Origin of the sequence: Streptomyces sp. NBC_00353 (genome assembly GCF_036108815.1) — a bacterium.
Lineage (GTDB): Bacteria > Actinomycetota > Actinomycetes > Streptomycetales > Streptomycetaceae > Streptomyces.
In genome coordinates this window covers 3905699-3921229 of record NZ_CP107985.1, presented here as the reverse complement: position 1 = coordinate 3921229, position 15531 = coordinate 3905699, and the positions used below count along the sequence as shown (strand labels likewise).

The following is a 15531-nucleotide window of genomic DNA, read 5'->3' as shown; positions in this document are numbered from 1 at the left end:
CGTCGTACTCATAGCGACAGAGCGACAGAACCAGTGCCCGAACACCACTGCAGGGGGTAGCCGGGGGCAGGCGAGGATCGAGGAGACGGATGACCGGGCAGAGCGGGAGCAACGGCCGAATACGCGGCACCGGCAAGCGCCGGAAGGAGCCTTCCCGCCGCCGCAGGACGACGGCCATAGCCGCCTGGACCGTGGCCGGTGTGGTCGTCGTGGGCGGTACGGGCCTGGGGTACGCGTACTTCAAGCTCAACGGAAATCTCAAGGCCGTCGACATCAACGCCGCGCTCGGCAAGAACCGCCCGGCCGACGTCGACAACGGCTCGCAGGACATCCTCGTCCTCGGCTCCGACTCCCGCTCCGGCGCGAACTCCGAGTACGGCAGGGACGAAGGCACCGCCCGCTCGGACACCGCGATGGTCGTGCACCTCAATCAGGGCCACAGGACCGCGAGCGTCGTCTCCATCCCGCGCGACACCCTCGTCACCCGCCCCGACTGCACGAGCGACACCAGCGGCAAGACCGTACCGGGCCAGCAGCGCGCGATGTTCAACACGGCGTACGAGGTCGGCGGACCGGCCTGCGCGGTCAAGACCGTCGAGGCGATGTCCGGCATCCGCATGGACCACTACCTCGAAGTCGACTTCACGGGCTTCAAGAAGCTCATCGACCAGCTGGGCGGCGTCAAGATCACCACCACGCAGGCGATCAACGACTCCAAGAGTCATCTGAATCTGACGCCCGGCACCCACACCCTCGACGGAGAGCAGTCGCTCGGCCTGGTCCGCACCCGCAAGAGCGTCGGCGACGGCAGCGACCTCGGCCGCATCCAGCTGCAGCAGGCCTTCATCAAGGCGCTGATGGAACAGGCGAAGACCGTGGGGGTGTTCTCCGACCCGAAGACACTGTTCGGCCTCGCGGACACGGCCACCAAGGCCATCACCACCGACTCCGACCTGGGTTCGGTCAAGGAGCTCACGGGCTTCGCCAACGGCCTCAAGGGGCTCGGCTCGAGGAACGTCCACATGGTCACGCTGCCCGTGCAGTACGACCCGGCCGACCCGAACCGCGTCGTACCGCTGGAGAAGTCCGCACAGCAGGTGTGGACCGCCCTCAAGCAGGACAAGCCGATCCCCGCCTCCGCCATCGAGAAGTCGGCCGGTGACAAGGGCGATGCCGGCCAGGTCGTCCGGTAGGACCACCGCAGTCCGGTGACCCGGCATGCGCGGAACGTTCCGGAACGCTCGGGAATAGTTGCGGCTCGCCCCCGGTTTTGGGAGATGCGGCCGGTCCTGGCAGACTGGTACGTCGGCCCCGGTTCACGGATGCGCAAATCCGCGCGTACGACCCGGCGCCCTCCCGAACCTAGGAGACACCCTTGAAGCGCGACATCCACCCCGAGTACGTCGAGACGCAGGTCAGCTGCACCTGTGGCGCGTCGTTCACCACGCGGTCCACCATCGGCGGCGGCGCCATCCGTGCCGACGTCTGCTCCGAGTGCCACCCGTTCTACACGGGCAAGCAGAAGATCCTCGACACCGGTGGCCGTGTGGCCCGCTTCGAGGCCCGCTTCGGCAAGGCTGCAGGCTCCGCCAGCAAGTAGCGAGCCCTTGCGCCGGTTCTCGGCGCCCTCTTCCCGGGGGCGCCGAGACCGGCGTTTTTTTCCGGCCGGGGGGTACGGGCCAGTCCCCGCAGCCCCGACCGGACAGCACCACGCCTTCCAGCAGGCACGTCGAAGTCACTTCCCCGAGCTCTTGATGAGCAGGGGATACCCCACCCCCAGGAGCCCCCGATGTTCGAGGCGGTCGAGGAACTGATCGGCGAACAGGCCGATCTTGAGAAGAAGCTCGCGGATCCCGCGGTCCACGCCGACCAGGCCAACGCGCGCAAGCTCAACAAGCGCTACGCCGAGCTGACCCCGATCGTCGGTACGTACCGCTCCTGGAAGCAGACCGGGGACGACATCGAGACCGCCCGCGAGTTCGCGGCGGACGACCCCGACTTCGCCGCCGAGGTGAAGGACCTGGAGAAGCAGCGCGAGGAGCTCACCGAGAAGCTCCGCCTCCTCCTGGTCCCGCGCGACCCCAGCGACGACAAGGACGTGCTCCTGGAGATCAAGGCGGGCGCGGGCGGCGACGAGTCCGCCCTGTTCGCCGGCGATCTGCTGCGCATGTATCTGCGGTACGCCGAGCGCGTCGGCTGGAAGACCGAGATCATCGACTCCACCGAGTCCGAGCTCGGCGGGTACAAGGACGTCCAGGTCGCCGTGAAGACCAAGGGCGGCAACGGCGCAACCGAGCCCGGCCAGGGTGTGTGGGCCCGGTTGAAGTACGAGGGCGGCGTGCACCGCGTGCAGCGGGTGCCGTCCACCGAGTCCCAGGGCCGCATCCACACGTCGGCAGCCGGTGTGCTCGTCACGCCCGAGGCGGAGGAGGTCGACGTCGAGATCCACGCCAACGATCTCCGTATCGACGTCTACCGCTCCTCGGGCCCCGGCGGCCAGTCCGTCAACACGACGGACTCCGCCGTCCGCATCACGCACCTGCCGACCGGTGTCGTGGCCTCCTGCCAGAACGAGAAGAGCCAGCTCCAGAACAAGGAGCAGGCGATGCGTATCCTGCGGTCGCGACTGCTTGCCGCAGCCCAGGAGGCGGCCGAGCAGGAAGCTTCGGACGTCCGGCGCAGCCAGGTGCGCACCGTCGACCGTTCCGAGAAGATCCGCACGTACAACTTCCCGGAAAACCGGATCTCGGACCACCGCGTCGGATTCAAGGCGTACAACTTGGACCAGGTGCTCGACGGTGAACTGGACGCAGTCATCCAGGCTTGCGTCGACGCCGACTCCGCCGCCAAGCTCGCCGTCGCATGAGCAACACCCCGCCCCGCCCGTGAAACCGTACGGAGAACCGCGATGAACCTGCTGCTCGCCGAGGTGGCCCAGGCCACCCAGCGGCTGGCCGACGCCGGTGTACCCTCACCGCGATTCGACGCGGAGGAGCTCGCCGCGTTCGTGCACGGCGTCAAGCGGGGCGAGCTGCACAATGTGCCGGACGCGGACTTCGACGCGCGGTACTGGGAGGCCATCGCCCGCCGCGAGGCCCGCGAGCCGCTCCAGCACATCACCGGTCGCGCCTTCTTCCGCTACCTGGAGCTCCAGGTGGGCCCCGGCGTCTTCGTCCCCCGCCCGGAGACGGAATCGGTCGTCGGCTGGGCGATAGACGCCGTCCGCGCGATGGACGTCGTCGAGCCGATGATCGTCGACCTCTGCACGGGATCGGGCGCCATCGCCCTCGCGATGGCCCAGGAGGTGCCGCGCTCGCGCGTGCACGCCGTGGAGCTGTCCGAGGAGGCCCTCACCTGGACGCGGAAGAACGCCGAGGGGTCCAGGGTCACCGTGCACCGCGGAGACGCCCTGACGGCCCTTCCCGAGCTCGACGGCCAGGTCGACCTGGTCATCTCCAACCCGCCGTACATCCCGCTCACCGAGTGGGAGTACGTGGCACCCGAGGCCCGTGACCACGATCCGGAGATGGCGCTCTTCTCCGGCGAGGACGGTCTCGACACCATCCGCGGCATCGAACGCACCGCGCACCGTCTGCTGCGCCCCGGCGGTCTCGTCGTCATCGAGCACGCCGACACCCAGGGCGGTCAGGTGCCGTGGATCTTCACCGAGGAGCGGGGCTGGGCCGACGCGGCCGACCACCCCGACCTGAACGGGCGCCCCCGGTTCGCCACGGCCCGCAAGGCCATGCCGTGACCGGCGCCCCGCACGCGCACCCGCACGACCCGTACCCGTACACGCTTGAGGAGGCCGGCTGATGGCACGGCGATACGACTGCAACGACGCGACCGACCGTACGACGGGTCTGCGCGAAGCCGCGTCCGCCGTGCGCCGGGGCGAACTGGTCGTGCTGCCCACCGACACCGTGTACGGGATCGGCGCGGACGCCTTCAGCTCCGAGGGCGTCGCCGACCTGCTCGACGCCAAGGGCCGCGGCCGCAATATGCCCACCCCTGTCCTGATCGGCTCGCCGAACACCCTGCACGGCCTGGTCACGGACTTCTCCGAGCAGGCGTGGGAGCTCGTCGACGCCTTCTGGCCCGGCGCCCTCACGCTCGTCGCGAAGCACCAGCCGTCGCTCCAGTGGGACCTCGGCGACACCCGAGGCACCGTCGCCGTCCGGATGCCGCTGCACCCGGTCGCCATCGAGCTGCTCACCGAGGTCGGTCCGATGGCCGTCTCCAGCGCCAACCTCACCGGACACCCGTCCCCCGAGGACTGCGACGCAGCCCAGGAGATGCTCGGCGACTCCGTCTCCGTCTACCTCGACGGCGGCCCGACCCCCGGCATCGTGCCGTCCTCCATCGTCGACGTCACGGGCAAGGTGCCGGTACTGCTGCGCGCCGGTGCGCTCTCCGTCGAGGAACTCCGCAAGGTGGTACCCGACCTCGAGGTGGCCAATTGACCGCCCCTGAGGGGCGTGGCATAGCGGGGCGGACCGATACTTTCCGCATCCTCCACGTCAGCACCGGCAACGTCTGCCGCTCGCCGATCACCGAGCGGCTGACCCGCCATGCCCTGGTGGACCGCCTCGGCGATCCGCTCAGCGGCGGCCTGATCGTGGAGAGCGCCGGTACCTGGGGGCACGAAGGCGCCCCCATGGAGGCCAACGCCGAGATCGTCCTGGCCGACTTCGGCGCCGACGCCACCGGTTTCGTCGGCCGCGAACTGCTCGACGAGCACGTGATCCGCGCCGACCTCGTCCTCACCGCGACCCGCGACCACCGCGCCCAGGTGATCTCGATGGGTCACTCGGCCGGCCTGAGGACGTTCACGCTCAAGGAATTCACCCGGCTGGTCCGGGCCATAGACCCCGCGACGCTGCCCGACCCGCGCGACGAGGGCGTCGTCGAACGCGCCCGCGCGCTGGTCCGCGCGGCAGCCGCGCTGCGCGGCTGGCTGCTGGCCCCCACCGCCGAGGCCGACGAGGTGTACGACCCGTACGGCGCCCCGATCACGTTCTTCCGCTCGGTCGGCGACGAGATCAACCAGGCCCTCGACCCGGTGGTCACCGCACTGACGGGCGTACCGGCCCCGCACTGACGCGTCCGGGGGCAGCGCGCAGCAGGCAGCGAGCCGGGTACTGGCCTACCTTGGATCTGACGCCAGCGCACCCCCACCCCAGGCCCGGAGCCGTCAGATGTCGGTCACCACCCCCGCCGCCCCCTCCTCCGCCCACGTCACCGCCCTGCCGCAGGACTTCGCAGCCCTGATCCGGGAGGACCCGGAGATCGCCGATGTGCTGCTGGGGGAGCTGAACCGGCAGTCGAGCACGCTGCAGCTGATCGCCGCCGAGAACTTCACCTCGCCCGCGGTCCTTGCCGCCCTCGGCTCACCGCTCGCCAACAAGTACGCCGAGGGGTATCCCGGCGCCCGCCACCACGGCGGCTGCGAGATGGCCGACGCCGCCGAATTCATCGCCGTCCAGCGGGCCACCACGCTCTTCGGCGCCGAGCACGCCAACGTCCAGTCGCACTCCGGCTCCTCGGCCGTCCTCGCGGCGTACGCGGCGCTGCTGCGCCCCGGCGACACGGTCCTCGCGATGGGACTCCCGTACGGCGGACACCTCACGCATGGCTCGCCCGCCAACTTCTCCGGCCGCTGGTTCGAGTTCATCGGCTACGGGGTCGACTCCGACAGCGGTCTGATCGACTACGAGCAGGTGCGCACCCTGGCCCGCACCCACCGGCCCAAGGCGATCGTCAGCGGCTCGATCTCGTACCCCCGTCACCCCGACTACGAGGTGTTCCGCGAGATCGCCGACGAGGTCGGCGCGTATCTGATCGCCGATGCCGCTCATCCGATGGGGCTGATCGCCGGGGGAGCTGCGCCCAGTCCCGTCCCGTACGCCGATGTGGTGTGCGCCACCACGCACAAGGTGCTGCGCGGGCCGCGCGGCGGCATGATCCTGTGCGGCGCGGAGCTGGCCGAGCGGATCGACCGGGCGGTCTTCCCCTTCACCCAGGGCGGGGCGCAGATGCACACGGTCGCGGCCAAGGCGGTGGCGTTCGGGGAGGCGGCGACACCGGCGTTCACGGGGTACGCCCACCAGGTGGTGGCACACGCGCGGGTGCTGGCGGCCGGTCTGGAGGCCGAGGGCTTCGAGGTGACCACCGGCGGCACGGACACCCATCTGATCGTCGCGGACCCGGCGCCGCTCGGTGTCGACGGCCGCACCGCCCGGGAGCGGCTCGCGGCTGCGGGCATGGTGCTGGACACCTGCGCGCTGCCGTACGGGGACGCACGGGGCATCAGGCTCGGCACCGCCGCGGTCACCACCCAGGGCATGGGCGACGCCGACATGGCGCGGATCGCGGTGCTCTTCGGGGCGGCCGTACGTGAGGAAGGCGACGTCCGCGCAGAGGTGAAGGAACTGACAGGGAAATATCCCCCCTATCCGGGGTAGACGTGGCTCGTGCAACCATCACCCGTACCTCCGTGTCCTCAATCATGAGGCCGACGTAGTTAAGGTGTGGGCTGAGATGGCCGGCGATATCTGTGGGGCAGCCCGTGCGTGATTACTTGCTGACACTGTGTGTCACGGCCGCGGTGACCTATCTGCTGACCGGTCCGGTGCGGAAGTTCGCTATCGCGGTCGGGGCGATGCCCGCGATCCGAGCGCGTGACGTCCACCGAGAACCGACACCGCGGCTCGGTGGCATCGCCATGTTCGGCGGGCTGTGCGCCGGACTGATCGTCGCGGACCATCTGTACAACCTCGACGGCGTCTTCCAGCTCTCCAACGAGCCACGGGCGCTGCTCTCCGGCGCCGCCCTGATCTGGCTGATCGGCGTACTCGACGACAAGTTCGAGATCGATGCGCTGATCAAGCTCGGCGGCCAGATGATCGCCGCCGCGGTCATGGTCATCCAGGGTCTGACCATCCTGTGGCTGCCGATCCCCGGCATCGGCACGGTCGCCCTCACCCAGTGGCAGGGCACGCTGCTCACCGTCGCACTGGTCGTCATCACGATCAACGCGGTCAACTTCGTCGACGGCCTGGACGGCCTGGCGGCCGGCATGGTGTGCATCGCCTCCGCCGCGTCCTTCCTCTACACGTACCGGCTCTGGTACGGGCACATGATCGAGGCGGCCGCCCCCGCGACGCTCTTCACCGCGATCCTGATGGGCATGTGCCTCGGCTTCCTGCCGCACAACATGCATCCCGCCCGGATCTTCATGGGCGACTCCGGATCGATGCTGATCGGCCTCGTGCTGGCGGCCGGCGCGATCTCCGTCACGGGCCAGGTCGACCCCGACGCGATGAAGCTCTTCGCGGGCAGTGAGCGCGAGGCCACCCACGCGATGCTGCCGGTCTTCATCCCACTGCTGCTGCCGCTGACCATCATCGCGATCCCGGCCGCCGACCTGGTGCTGGCGATCGTGCGGCGTACCTGGAACGGCCAGTCGCCGTTCGCGGCGGACCGCGGCCATCTGCACCACCGACTGCTGGAGATCGGCCACTCGCACAGCAGGGCCGTGCTGATCATGTACTTCTGGTCGGCTCTGATCGCCTTCGGGACGGTCGGCTACTCCGTGCACTCGGCATCACTGTGGATCGTGCTGGTCATCGTGGGGCTGAGCGCGGTGGGTCTGGTCCTGCTGCTGATGCCCCGCTTCACCCCGCGCGCACCGCACTGGGCGGAGCGCTTCGTGCCGCCTCGTTACCGTCGCCGGGACCGCCACGGCGAGGAGTCGGGGGCGGCGCCCTCAGCTGCGTACGGGACCCAACAGGAGCCCAGGGAAACGCAGATGGGGCAGGACGCGGACGAGCACCACGGGCGGCGCCCGGTCGTCGCGGGAGTCTCCGGCGTCAACGGAGCGACCGCGATCGGCCCCCGTTCGCGTCTCCCGGAGAGACACAAGGCCGATACGACCCGCTAACGATTCGGGCACCGAAGGGCATTACCAGACAAAGCATTGAGTTGTCTTGCTCACACGCGCGGGTTAACTCTCATGTGTGACAGCGACCACACTTTCTTGGTAAAGACCTCATCAAATAGTTTGTGATACCGTTCACTAAGCCCGGTGACGGAGCCGAAGGAGCCTAATGAGAGGCTCCATTGGCCCGAGGCATCGACTCGAACCGGGCCTACGCTCGTCCATGACGACACACTGCCCACCCCCTGCAAGCGGAGCTGCCGCCATGCCGTCCAACGACGTCCGGACTCTCCTTCAAGCCGCCGTACCCACCGCTGTCGCCGGCGCTGTTGCCGCCGCCATCAGCGGTGGCGTTGCCGGCGGCAAGGGAGCCCTGGGCGCGGTCGTTGCGACGATCGTGGTGATCCTCTTCATGGGGATCGGCCTCATGGTCCTGCAACGGACCGCGAGGTCCCTGCCCCACTTGTTCCAGGCGATGGGGCTGATGCTGTATACAGCCCAGCTCCTGCTGCTGTTCATCTTTGTTGCCGCATTCAAGAACACGACGCTGTTCAACCCGAAGGCCTTCGCGATCACGCTGGTTGCGACGACTCTCGTGTGGATCGGCGCACAGGCGCGTGCGCACATGAAGGCCAAGATCCTTTACGTCGAGCCCGAGTCCGACCAGGGCGACAAGCCCAAAAACACGGGCTCGCAGACGTGAAAGGTAGGGGCGGAATAAGTGCACGTTCCGGACCCTGCTATCGTCCGGTTCCAACTGCGGCACTGCGGGCGCGGGCATGTGAGCTGACGCCTGCTCGATCGCGAGGCTCAATGCCTGACTGCCGCTCACACATCCGTAACACCAGTCCAGTGCCGAACCGCGGCTGTGCGCCGCGCCGACACAACGAGGTTGCCGTACCTATGCGCCACGCTGAAGGAGCCCGCGGTGAGTGCTGACCCGACACAGGTGCTCGCCTTCGAGACCGATTGCCACATCTTCGCCGACAACGGTTGTGGCTTCCCGGCACCCGGCTTGCACTCGTTCCTGTTCGAGCCCCTCTGGGGCGACGCGGACAGCAACCTGTACTTCAACAAGCCGATGCTGCTGGCCCTGCTCGGCTCGATCATCGTCGTCGGTTTCTTCTGGGCCGCCTTCCGTAAGCCGAAGGTCGTCCCGGGCAAGCTGCAGATGGTCGCCGAGACCGGCTACGACTTCATCCGTCGCGGCATCGTCTACGAGACGATCGGCAAGCGTGAGGGCGAGAAGTACGTCCCGCTCGTTGTCTCGCTGTTCTTCTTCGTCTGGATGATGAACCTCTGGTCGATCATCCCGGTCGCGCAGTTCCCGGTGACGTCGATCATCGCGTACCCGATCGTCCTGGCCCTGATCGTGTACGTCCTGTGGGTCAGCCTGACCTTCAAGCGTCACGGCTTCGTCGGCGCCTTCAAGAACTTCACCGGATACGACAAGTCGCTCGGCCCGGTGCTCCCGCTGGCCATGCTCATCGAGTTCTTCTCGAACCTGCTGGTCCGCCCCTTCACCCACGCGGTCCGACTCTTCGCGAACATGTTTGCAGGCCACACGCTGCTGCTGCTGTTCACGATCGCCAGCTGGTACCTGCTCAACGGCATCGGGATCGCCTACGCGGGCGTCTCCTTTGTGATGGTCATCGTGATGACCGCGTTCGAGCTCTTCATTCAGGCGCTGCAGGCGTACGTCTTCGTACTCCTGACCTGCACCTTCATCCAGGGCGCGCTCGCCAAGCACCACTGAGCATCTCGCGCTCCGACCCTTATTCGTCCGGTGGCCAACCCCCACCGGTCCGTGAAAGAGAAGGAAGAACTGGCATGTCCCAGACCCTTGCTGCCGTCAGCGGCTCCCTCGGCTCCATCGGTTACGGCCTCGCCGCCATCGGTCCCGGCGTCGGCGTCGGCATCATCTTCGGTAACGGCACCCAGGCTCTCGCCCGTCAGCCCGAGGCTGCCGGTCTCATCCGCGCCAACCAGATTCTCGGCTTCGCCTTCTGTGAGGCGCTCGCCCTCATCGGTCTGGTCATGCCGTTCGTCTACGGCCAGTGATCTTCGGATCCACGACCAGCCCACTAGACGAAAGGCAATGACGTGAGCCAGATGCTTACGGTCGCGGCTGAGATGGAAAACCCTCTCATCCCGCCGATCCCCGAGCTCGTCATCGGCCTCATCGCCTTCCTCATCGTCTTCGGCTTCCTCGCCAAGAAGCTCCTCCCGAACATCAACAAGGTTCTGGACGAGCGCCGCGAGGCCATCGAAGGCGGTATCGAAAAGGCCGATGCGGCCCAGACCGAGGCCCAGAGCGTTCTTGAGCAGTACAAGGCTCAGCTCGCCGAGGCCCGTCACGAGGCCGCGCGCCTGCGCCAGGAGGCGCAGGAGCAGGGCGCCGTGATCCTGCAGGAGATGCGGGCGGAAGGCCAGCGGCAGCGCGAGGAGATCATCGCTGCCGGCCACGCCCAGATCGAGGCCGACCGCAAGGCTGCGGCCGCTGCGCTGCGTCAGGACGTGGGCAAGCTCGCCACCGACCTGGCCGGCAAGCTCGTCGGCGAGTCCCTCGAGGACCACGCCCGGCAGAGCGGCACCGTCGACCGTTTCCTCGATGAGCTCGAGGCGAAGGCCGAGGCTGTCCGATGAACGGCGCGAGCCGCGAGGCACTGGCTGCCGCACGTGAGCGTCTCGACGCGCTGACCGACAGCACGTCGGTCGACGCGGCGAAGCTCGCCGAGGAGCTGGCCGCTGTCACGGCGCTGCTCCAGCGCGAGGTCTCACTGCGGCGGGTCCTGACCGACCCGTCGCAGGCAGGCGAGGCCAAGGCGGAGCTGGCCGGACGGCTGCTGCGCGGCCAGGTGGGCGGCGAGACCGTCGACCTGGTCTCCGGCATGGTCCGCTCCCGCTGGTCGCAGTCGCGTGACCTGGTCGACTCGGTCGAGGAGCTGGCGAACATCGCAGACCTCACCGCCGCCCAGCGCAGCGGAGACCTCGACGACGTCGAGGACGAGCTGTTCCGGTTCGGCCGGATCGTGGCTTCCGACAGGGAGCTGCGCGCCGCGCTCACCAACCGGTCCGCGTCCACCGCCGCCAAGGGCGAGCTGCTGCGCAGCCTGCTCGGCGGCAAGGCGCGGCCCGTCACCGAGCGCGTCGTCGTGCGGCTTGTGACCCAGCCCCGGGGACGTAGCCTGGAAGCGGGACTCGAGTCCCTCTCCAAGCTTGCCGCGGAGCGCCGGGACCGCATGGTCGCCGTGGTCACGTCGGCAGTGCCGCTGAGTGATCAGCAGAAGCAGCGCCTCGGTGCCGCACTGGCGAAGATCTACGGTCGGCCGATGCACCTGAACCTCGACGTGGACCCGACGGTCCTCGGCGGGATCGCGGTGCGGGTCGGTGACGAGTTGATCAACGGCACCATCGCGGAGCGCCTCGACGAGGCGACCCGTCGCATGGCCGGCTGACGCAGCGCAGCAACAGAACAAGCAAGACCAGCGGCCCGGTTGGGCCGTGCAGAAATTGCAGAAGATTCCTGGGGGTCGGCCCCCAGACCCCCTTAAGAAACTTCGGGCCCAACAAGGAGAGCAGGGAACCCAGATGGCGGAGCTCACGATCCGGCCGGAGGAGATCCGGGACGCGCTGGAGAACTTTGTCCAGTCGTACAAGCCGGACGCGGCCTCGCGCGAGGAGGTCGGTACGGTCAGCGTTGCCGGCGACGGCATCGCGAAGGTCGAGGGTCTTCCCTCGGCCATGGCGAACGAGCTGCTGAAGTTCGAGGACGGAACCCTCGGTCTCGCCCTCAACCTCGAGGAGCGCGAGATCGGTGCGATCGTTCTCGGCGAGTTCAGCGGAATCGAGGAGGGCCAGCCGGTGCAGCGCACCGGTGAGGTGCTCTCCGTCGGCGTCGGCGAGGGTTACCTCGGCCGCGTCGTCGACCCGCTCGGCAACCCGATCGACGGTCTCGGCGAGATCGCGACCGACAGCCGCCGCGCCCTCGAGCTGCAGGCCCCTGGCGTAATGGTCCGTAAGTCGGTGCACGAGCCGATGCAGACCGGCTACAAGGCCGTCGACGCGATGGTGCCGATCGGCCGTGGCCAGCGTCAGCTGATCATTGGTGACCGTCAGACGGGTAAGACCGCTCTGGCCGTCGACACGATCATCAACCAGCGCGACAACTGGCGCTCGGGCGACGTGAACAAGCAGGTGCGCTGCATCTACGTCGCCATCGGTCAGAAGGGCTCCACCATCGCCTCCGTGCGCGGTGCCCTCGAAGAGGCCGGCGCGCTCGAGTACACGACCATCGTCGCCGCCCCGGCGTCCGACCCGGCCGGCTTCAAGTACCTGGCGCCGTACACCGGTTCGGCCATCGGTCAGCACTGGATGTACCAGGGCAAGCACGTCCTGATCATCTTCGACGACCTTTCGAAGCAGGCCGACGCCTACCGCGCCGTGTCGCTGCTGCTGCGCCGTCCGCCGGGCCGTGAGGCCTACCCGGGCGACGTCTTCTACCTCCACTCGCGTCTGCTGGAGCGCTGCGCGAAGCTCTCCGACGAGATGGGTGCCGGTTCGATGACGGGCCTCCCGATCGTCGAGACCAAGGCGAACGACGTGTCGGCGTTCATCCCGACCAACGTCATCTCCATCACCGACGGTCAGTGCTTCCTGGAGTCCGACCTGTTCAACGCCGGCCAGCGTCCGGCCCTGAACGTCGGTATCTCGGTCTCCCGTGTCGGTGGCTCCGCCCAGCACAAGGCCATGAAGCAGGTTTCCGGCCGTCTCCGTGTGGACCTCGCCCAGTTCCGCGAGCTGGAGGCGTTCGCCGCCTTCGGTTCCGACCTGGACGCGGCCTCGAAGGCGTCGCTGGAGCGCGGTAAGCGCATGGTCGAGCTGCTGAAGCAGGGCCAGTACCAGCCGATGCCCGTCGAGGAGCAGGTCGTCTCCGTCTGGGCCGGTACCACCGGCAAGATGGACGACGTCCCGGTCGAGGACATCCGTCGCTTCGAGAGCGAGCTGCTGGAGTACCTGCGCCGTGAGCGCAAGGAGCTCCTGACCAGCATCGCCGAGGGCGGCAAGATGTCCGACGACACGCTGCAGTCGATCGCCGACGCGATCGCCGCCTTCAAGCAGCAGTTCGAGACCTCGGACGGCAAGCTCCTGGGCGAGGGCTGATCGATGGGCGCTCAGCTTCGCGTTTACAAGCGCCGCATTCGCTCCGTCACCGCCACGAAGAAGATCACCAAGGCGATGGAGATGATCGCCGCTTCGCGCATCGTCAAGGCGCAGCGCCAAGTGGCGGCGTCGACGCCGTACGCGACCGAGCTCACCCGTGCGGTGACCGCGGTGGCGACCGGCTCCACCACCAAGCACCCGCTGACCACCGAGGCCGACGCTCCGGCGCGGGCCGCGATCCTGCTCATCACGAGCGACCGCGGTCTGGCCGGCGGTTACTCCGCCAACGCCATCAAGGCGGCGGAGCGACTGACCGAGCGTCTGCGCGGTGAGGGCAAGGAGGTCGTCACGTATGTGATCGGCCGCAAGGGTGTCGCCTACTACGGCTTCCGTGAGCGCAAGGTCGCGGACTCGTGGACCGGCTTCACCGACAGCCCGACGTACGCGGATGCGAAGCGGGCTGCGGCCCCGCTGATCGAGGCGGTCACCCAGGAGACCGCCGAGGGCGGCGTGGACGAGCTGCACATCGTCTTCACCGAGTTCGTGTCGATGATGACGCAGAACCCGGTGGACAACCGGATGCTGCCGCTCAGCCTCGACATGACGAAGGCCGAAGAGGGCAAGGGCGAGATCCTGCCGCTCTTCGACTTCGAGCCGTCGGCGGAGGACGTCCTCGACGCCCTGCTTCCGCGGTACGTCGAGAGCCGGATCTACAACGCACTGCTGCAGGCCGCTGCTTCCGAGCACGCTGCCCGCCGCCGCGCGATGAAGTCGGCCACCGACAACGCCGGAGATCTCATCAAGAGCCTCTCCCGGCTTGCCAACGCGGCCCGCCAGGCCGAAATCACCCAGGAAATCAGCGAGATCGTCGGTGGTGCCAGTGCGCTGGCCGACGCGACCGCGGGGAGTGACAAGTAATGACGACCACAGTTGAGACGGCCGTTGCCACGGGCCGCGTCGCCCGGGTCATCGGCCCGGTCGTCGACGTGGAGTTCCCCGTCGACGCAATGCCGGAGATCTACAACGCGCTGACTGTCCAGGTGGCCGACCCGGCCGAGGACGGCAAGATCAAGAAGCTGACGCTCGAGGTCGCCCAGCACCTCGGTGACGGCGTGGTCCGTGCGATCTCGATGCAGCCCACCGACGGTCTGGTCCGCCAGGCCCCGGTGACCGACACGGGCGCGGGCATCACGGTGCCGGTCGGCGACATCACCAAGGGCAAGGTGTTCAACACCCTCGGTGAGATCCTGAACAAGCCTGAGGCCGAGTCCGAGGTCACCGAGCGCTGGCCGATCCACCGCAAGGCGCCCAGCTTCGACCAGCTCGAGTCCAAGACCGAGATGTTCGAGACCGGCGTCAAGGTCATCGACCTTCTCACCCCGTACGTCAAGGGTGGAAAGATCGGTCTGTTCGGTGGTGCCGGTGTCGGCAAGACCGTTCTGATCCAGGAAATGATCTACCGCGTCGCCAACAACCACGACGGTGTGTCGGTGTTCGCGGGCGTCGGTGAGCGCACCCGTGAGGGCAACGACCTCATCGAGGAAATGGCCGAGTCGGGCGTCATCGACAAGACCGCCCTTGTCTTCGGTCAGATGGACGAGCCCCCGGGCACCCGTCTGCGGGTCGCGCTTGCCGGTCTGACCATGGCGGAGTACTTCCGCGATGTGCAGAAGCAGGACGTGCTCTTCTTCATCGACAACATCTTCCGTTACACCCAGGCCGGCTCCGAGGTCTCCACGCTGCTCGGCCGTATGCCGTCCGCGGTGGGTTACCAGCCGAACCTGGCCGACGAGATGGGTCTGCTGCAGGAGCGCATCACGTCGACCCGCGGTCACTCGATCACCTCGATGCAGGCGATCTACGTCCCCGCGGACGACCTGACCGACCCGGCGCCGGCGACCACCTTCGCCCACCTGGACGCGACGACCGTTCTGTCGCGTCCGATCTCGGAGAAGGGCATCTACCCGGCGGTCGACCCGCTGGACTCGACGTCCCGCATCCTGGACCCGCGCTACATCGCGGCGGACCACTACGAGGCCGCCATGCGTGTCAAGGGGATCCTCCAGAAGTACAAGGACCTCCAGGACATCATCGCGATCCTCGGTATCGACGAGCTGGGCGAGGAGGACAAGCTCGTTGTCCACCGTGCCCGTCGTGTCGAGCGCTTCCTGTCGCAGAACACCCACGTCGCCAAGCAGTTCACCGGCGTGGACGGTTCGGACGTACCGCTCGAGGAGTCGATCGCCGCGTTCAACTCGATCTGCGACGGTGAGTACGACCACTTCCCGGAGCAGGCGTTCTTCATGTGCGGTGGCATTGAGGACCTCAAGGCCAACGCCAAGGAGCTCGGCGTCTCCTGAGCCCATGGCTCACCGAGGGGGGCGGGTGCGTCCCGTCCCCCTCACCACGCCCCGTAGAATTGACCCAAC

General features: G+C 68.0%; 16 protein-coding genes. All 16 read left to right on the top strand.

Annotated features, from left to right (window positions below; all coding sequences use genetic code 11):
* Positions 1-89: 89 nt before the first annotated feature.
* The 16 genes from OHA88_RS17675 (at position 90) to atpD (ending at position 15462) form a co-directional block, all read left to right on the top strand.
* Complete coding sequence (locus OHA88_RS17675; protein WP_328626233.1) at positions 90-1193, top strand: LCP family protein; 1104 nt, start codon at positions 90-92, stop codon at positions 1191-1193.
* A gap of 182 nt (positions 1194-1375) precedes the next feature.
* The gene (gene rpmE / locus OHA88_RS17670; protein WP_030971552.1) at positions 1376-1600 is read left to right on the top strand and encodes a 50S ribosomal protein L31; all 225 of its coding nucleotides are present in this window, start codon (positions 1376-1378) and stop codon (positions 1598-1600) included.
* A gap of 189 nt (positions 1601-1789) precedes the next feature.
* Positions 1790-2866, top strand: a complete 1077-nt coding sequence (gene prfA, locus OHA88_RS17665; RefSeq protein ID WP_267001796.1) for a peptide chain release factor 1 — start codon at positions 1790-1792, stop codon at positions 2864-2866.
* A gap of 42 nt (positions 2867-2908) precedes the next feature.
* The gene (gene prmC / locus OHA88_RS17660; RefSeq protein WP_030971548.1) at positions 2909-3754 is read left to right on the top strand and encodes a peptide chain release factor N(5)-glutamine methyltransferase; all 846 of its coding nucleotides are present in this window, start codon (positions 2909-2911) and stop codon (positions 3752-3754) included.
* Between the two features lie 61 nt (positions 3755-3815).
* Complete coding sequence (locus OHA88_RS17655) at positions 3816-4463, top strand: L-threonylcarbamoyladenylate synthase (protein WP_030915951.1); 648 nt, start codon at positions 3816-3818, stop codon at positions 4461-4463.
* Complete coding sequence (locus OHA88_RS17650) at positions 4460-5101, top strand: arsenate reductase/protein-tyrosine-phosphatase family protein (protein WP_267001792.1); 642 nt, start codon at positions 4460-4462, stop codon at positions 5099-5101. The genes OHA88_RS17655 and OHA88_RS17650 overlap by 4 nt, the downstream gene beginning before the upstream one ends.
* Before the next feature lie 97 nt (positions 5102-5198).
* Positions 5199-6464 (top strand): serine hydroxymethyltransferase, encoded by a 1266-nt coding sequence (glyA, locus tag OHA88_RS17645; protein WP_267001790.1) that lies wholly within the window; start codon positions 5199-5201, stop codon positions 6462-6464.
* 92 nt (positions 6465-6556) lie between these two features.
* On the top strand, positions 6557-7942 hold the full coding sequence (locus tag OHA88_RS17640) for an MraY family glycosyltransferase (protein ID WP_328626232.1): 1386 nt from the start codon (positions 6557-6559) through the stop codon (positions 7940-7942).
* Between the two features lie 262 nt (positions 7943-8204).
* Complete coding sequence (locus tag OHA88_RS17635; RefSeq protein ID WP_267001786.1) at positions 8205-8642, top strand: hypothetical protein; 438 nt, start codon at positions 8205-8207, stop codon at positions 8640-8642.
* 225 nt (positions 8643-8867) lie between these two features.
* Positions 8868-9695, top strand: a complete 828-nt coding sequence (atpB, locus tag OHA88_RS17630) for a F0F1 ATP synthase subunit A (protein WP_030971537.1) — start codon at positions 8868-8870, stop codon at positions 9693-9695.
* A gap of 74 nt (positions 9696-9769) precedes the next feature.
* On the top strand, positions 9770-10000 hold the full coding sequence (gene atpE / locus OHA88_RS17625) for an ATP synthase F0 subunit C (protein WP_030915976.1): 231 nt from the start codon (positions 9770-9772) through the stop codon (positions 9998-10000).
* A gap of 51 nt (positions 10001-10051) precedes the next feature.
* A complete protein-coding gene (locus tag OHA88_RS17620) occupies positions 10052-10585 on the top strand; it encodes a F0F1 ATP synthase subunit B (RefSeq protein ID WP_371797265.1) in 534 nt (177 codons plus the stop codon).
* Complete coding sequence (locus tag OHA88_RS17615; protein WP_328626231.1) at positions 10582-11397, top strand: F0F1 ATP synthase subunit delta; 816 nt, start codon at positions 10582-10584, stop codon at positions 11395-11397. The genes OHA88_RS17620 and OHA88_RS17615 overlap by 4 nt, the downstream gene beginning before the upstream one ends.
* Positions 11398-11530: 133 nt before the next feature.
* Entirely contained in the window at positions 11531-13102 is a 1572-nt protein-coding gene (gene atpA / locus OHA88_RS17610; protein WP_267001778.1) for a F0F1 ATP synthase subunit alpha, read from the top strand.
* Positions 13103-13105: 3 nt separating this feature from the next.
* Positions 13106-14020, top strand: a complete 915-nt coding sequence (locus OHA88_RS17605) for a F0F1 ATP synthase subunit gamma (protein ID WP_328626230.1) — start codon at positions 13106-13108, stop codon at positions 14018-14020.
* Complete coding sequence (gene atpD, locus OHA88_RS17600; RefSeq protein ID WP_326605794.1) at positions 14020-15462, top strand: F0F1 ATP synthase subunit beta; 1443 nt, start codon at positions 14020-14022, stop codon at positions 15460-15462. The genes OHA88_RS17605 and atpD overlap by 1 nt, the downstream gene beginning before the upstream one ends.
* Positions 15463-15531: the final 69 nt, after the last annotated feature.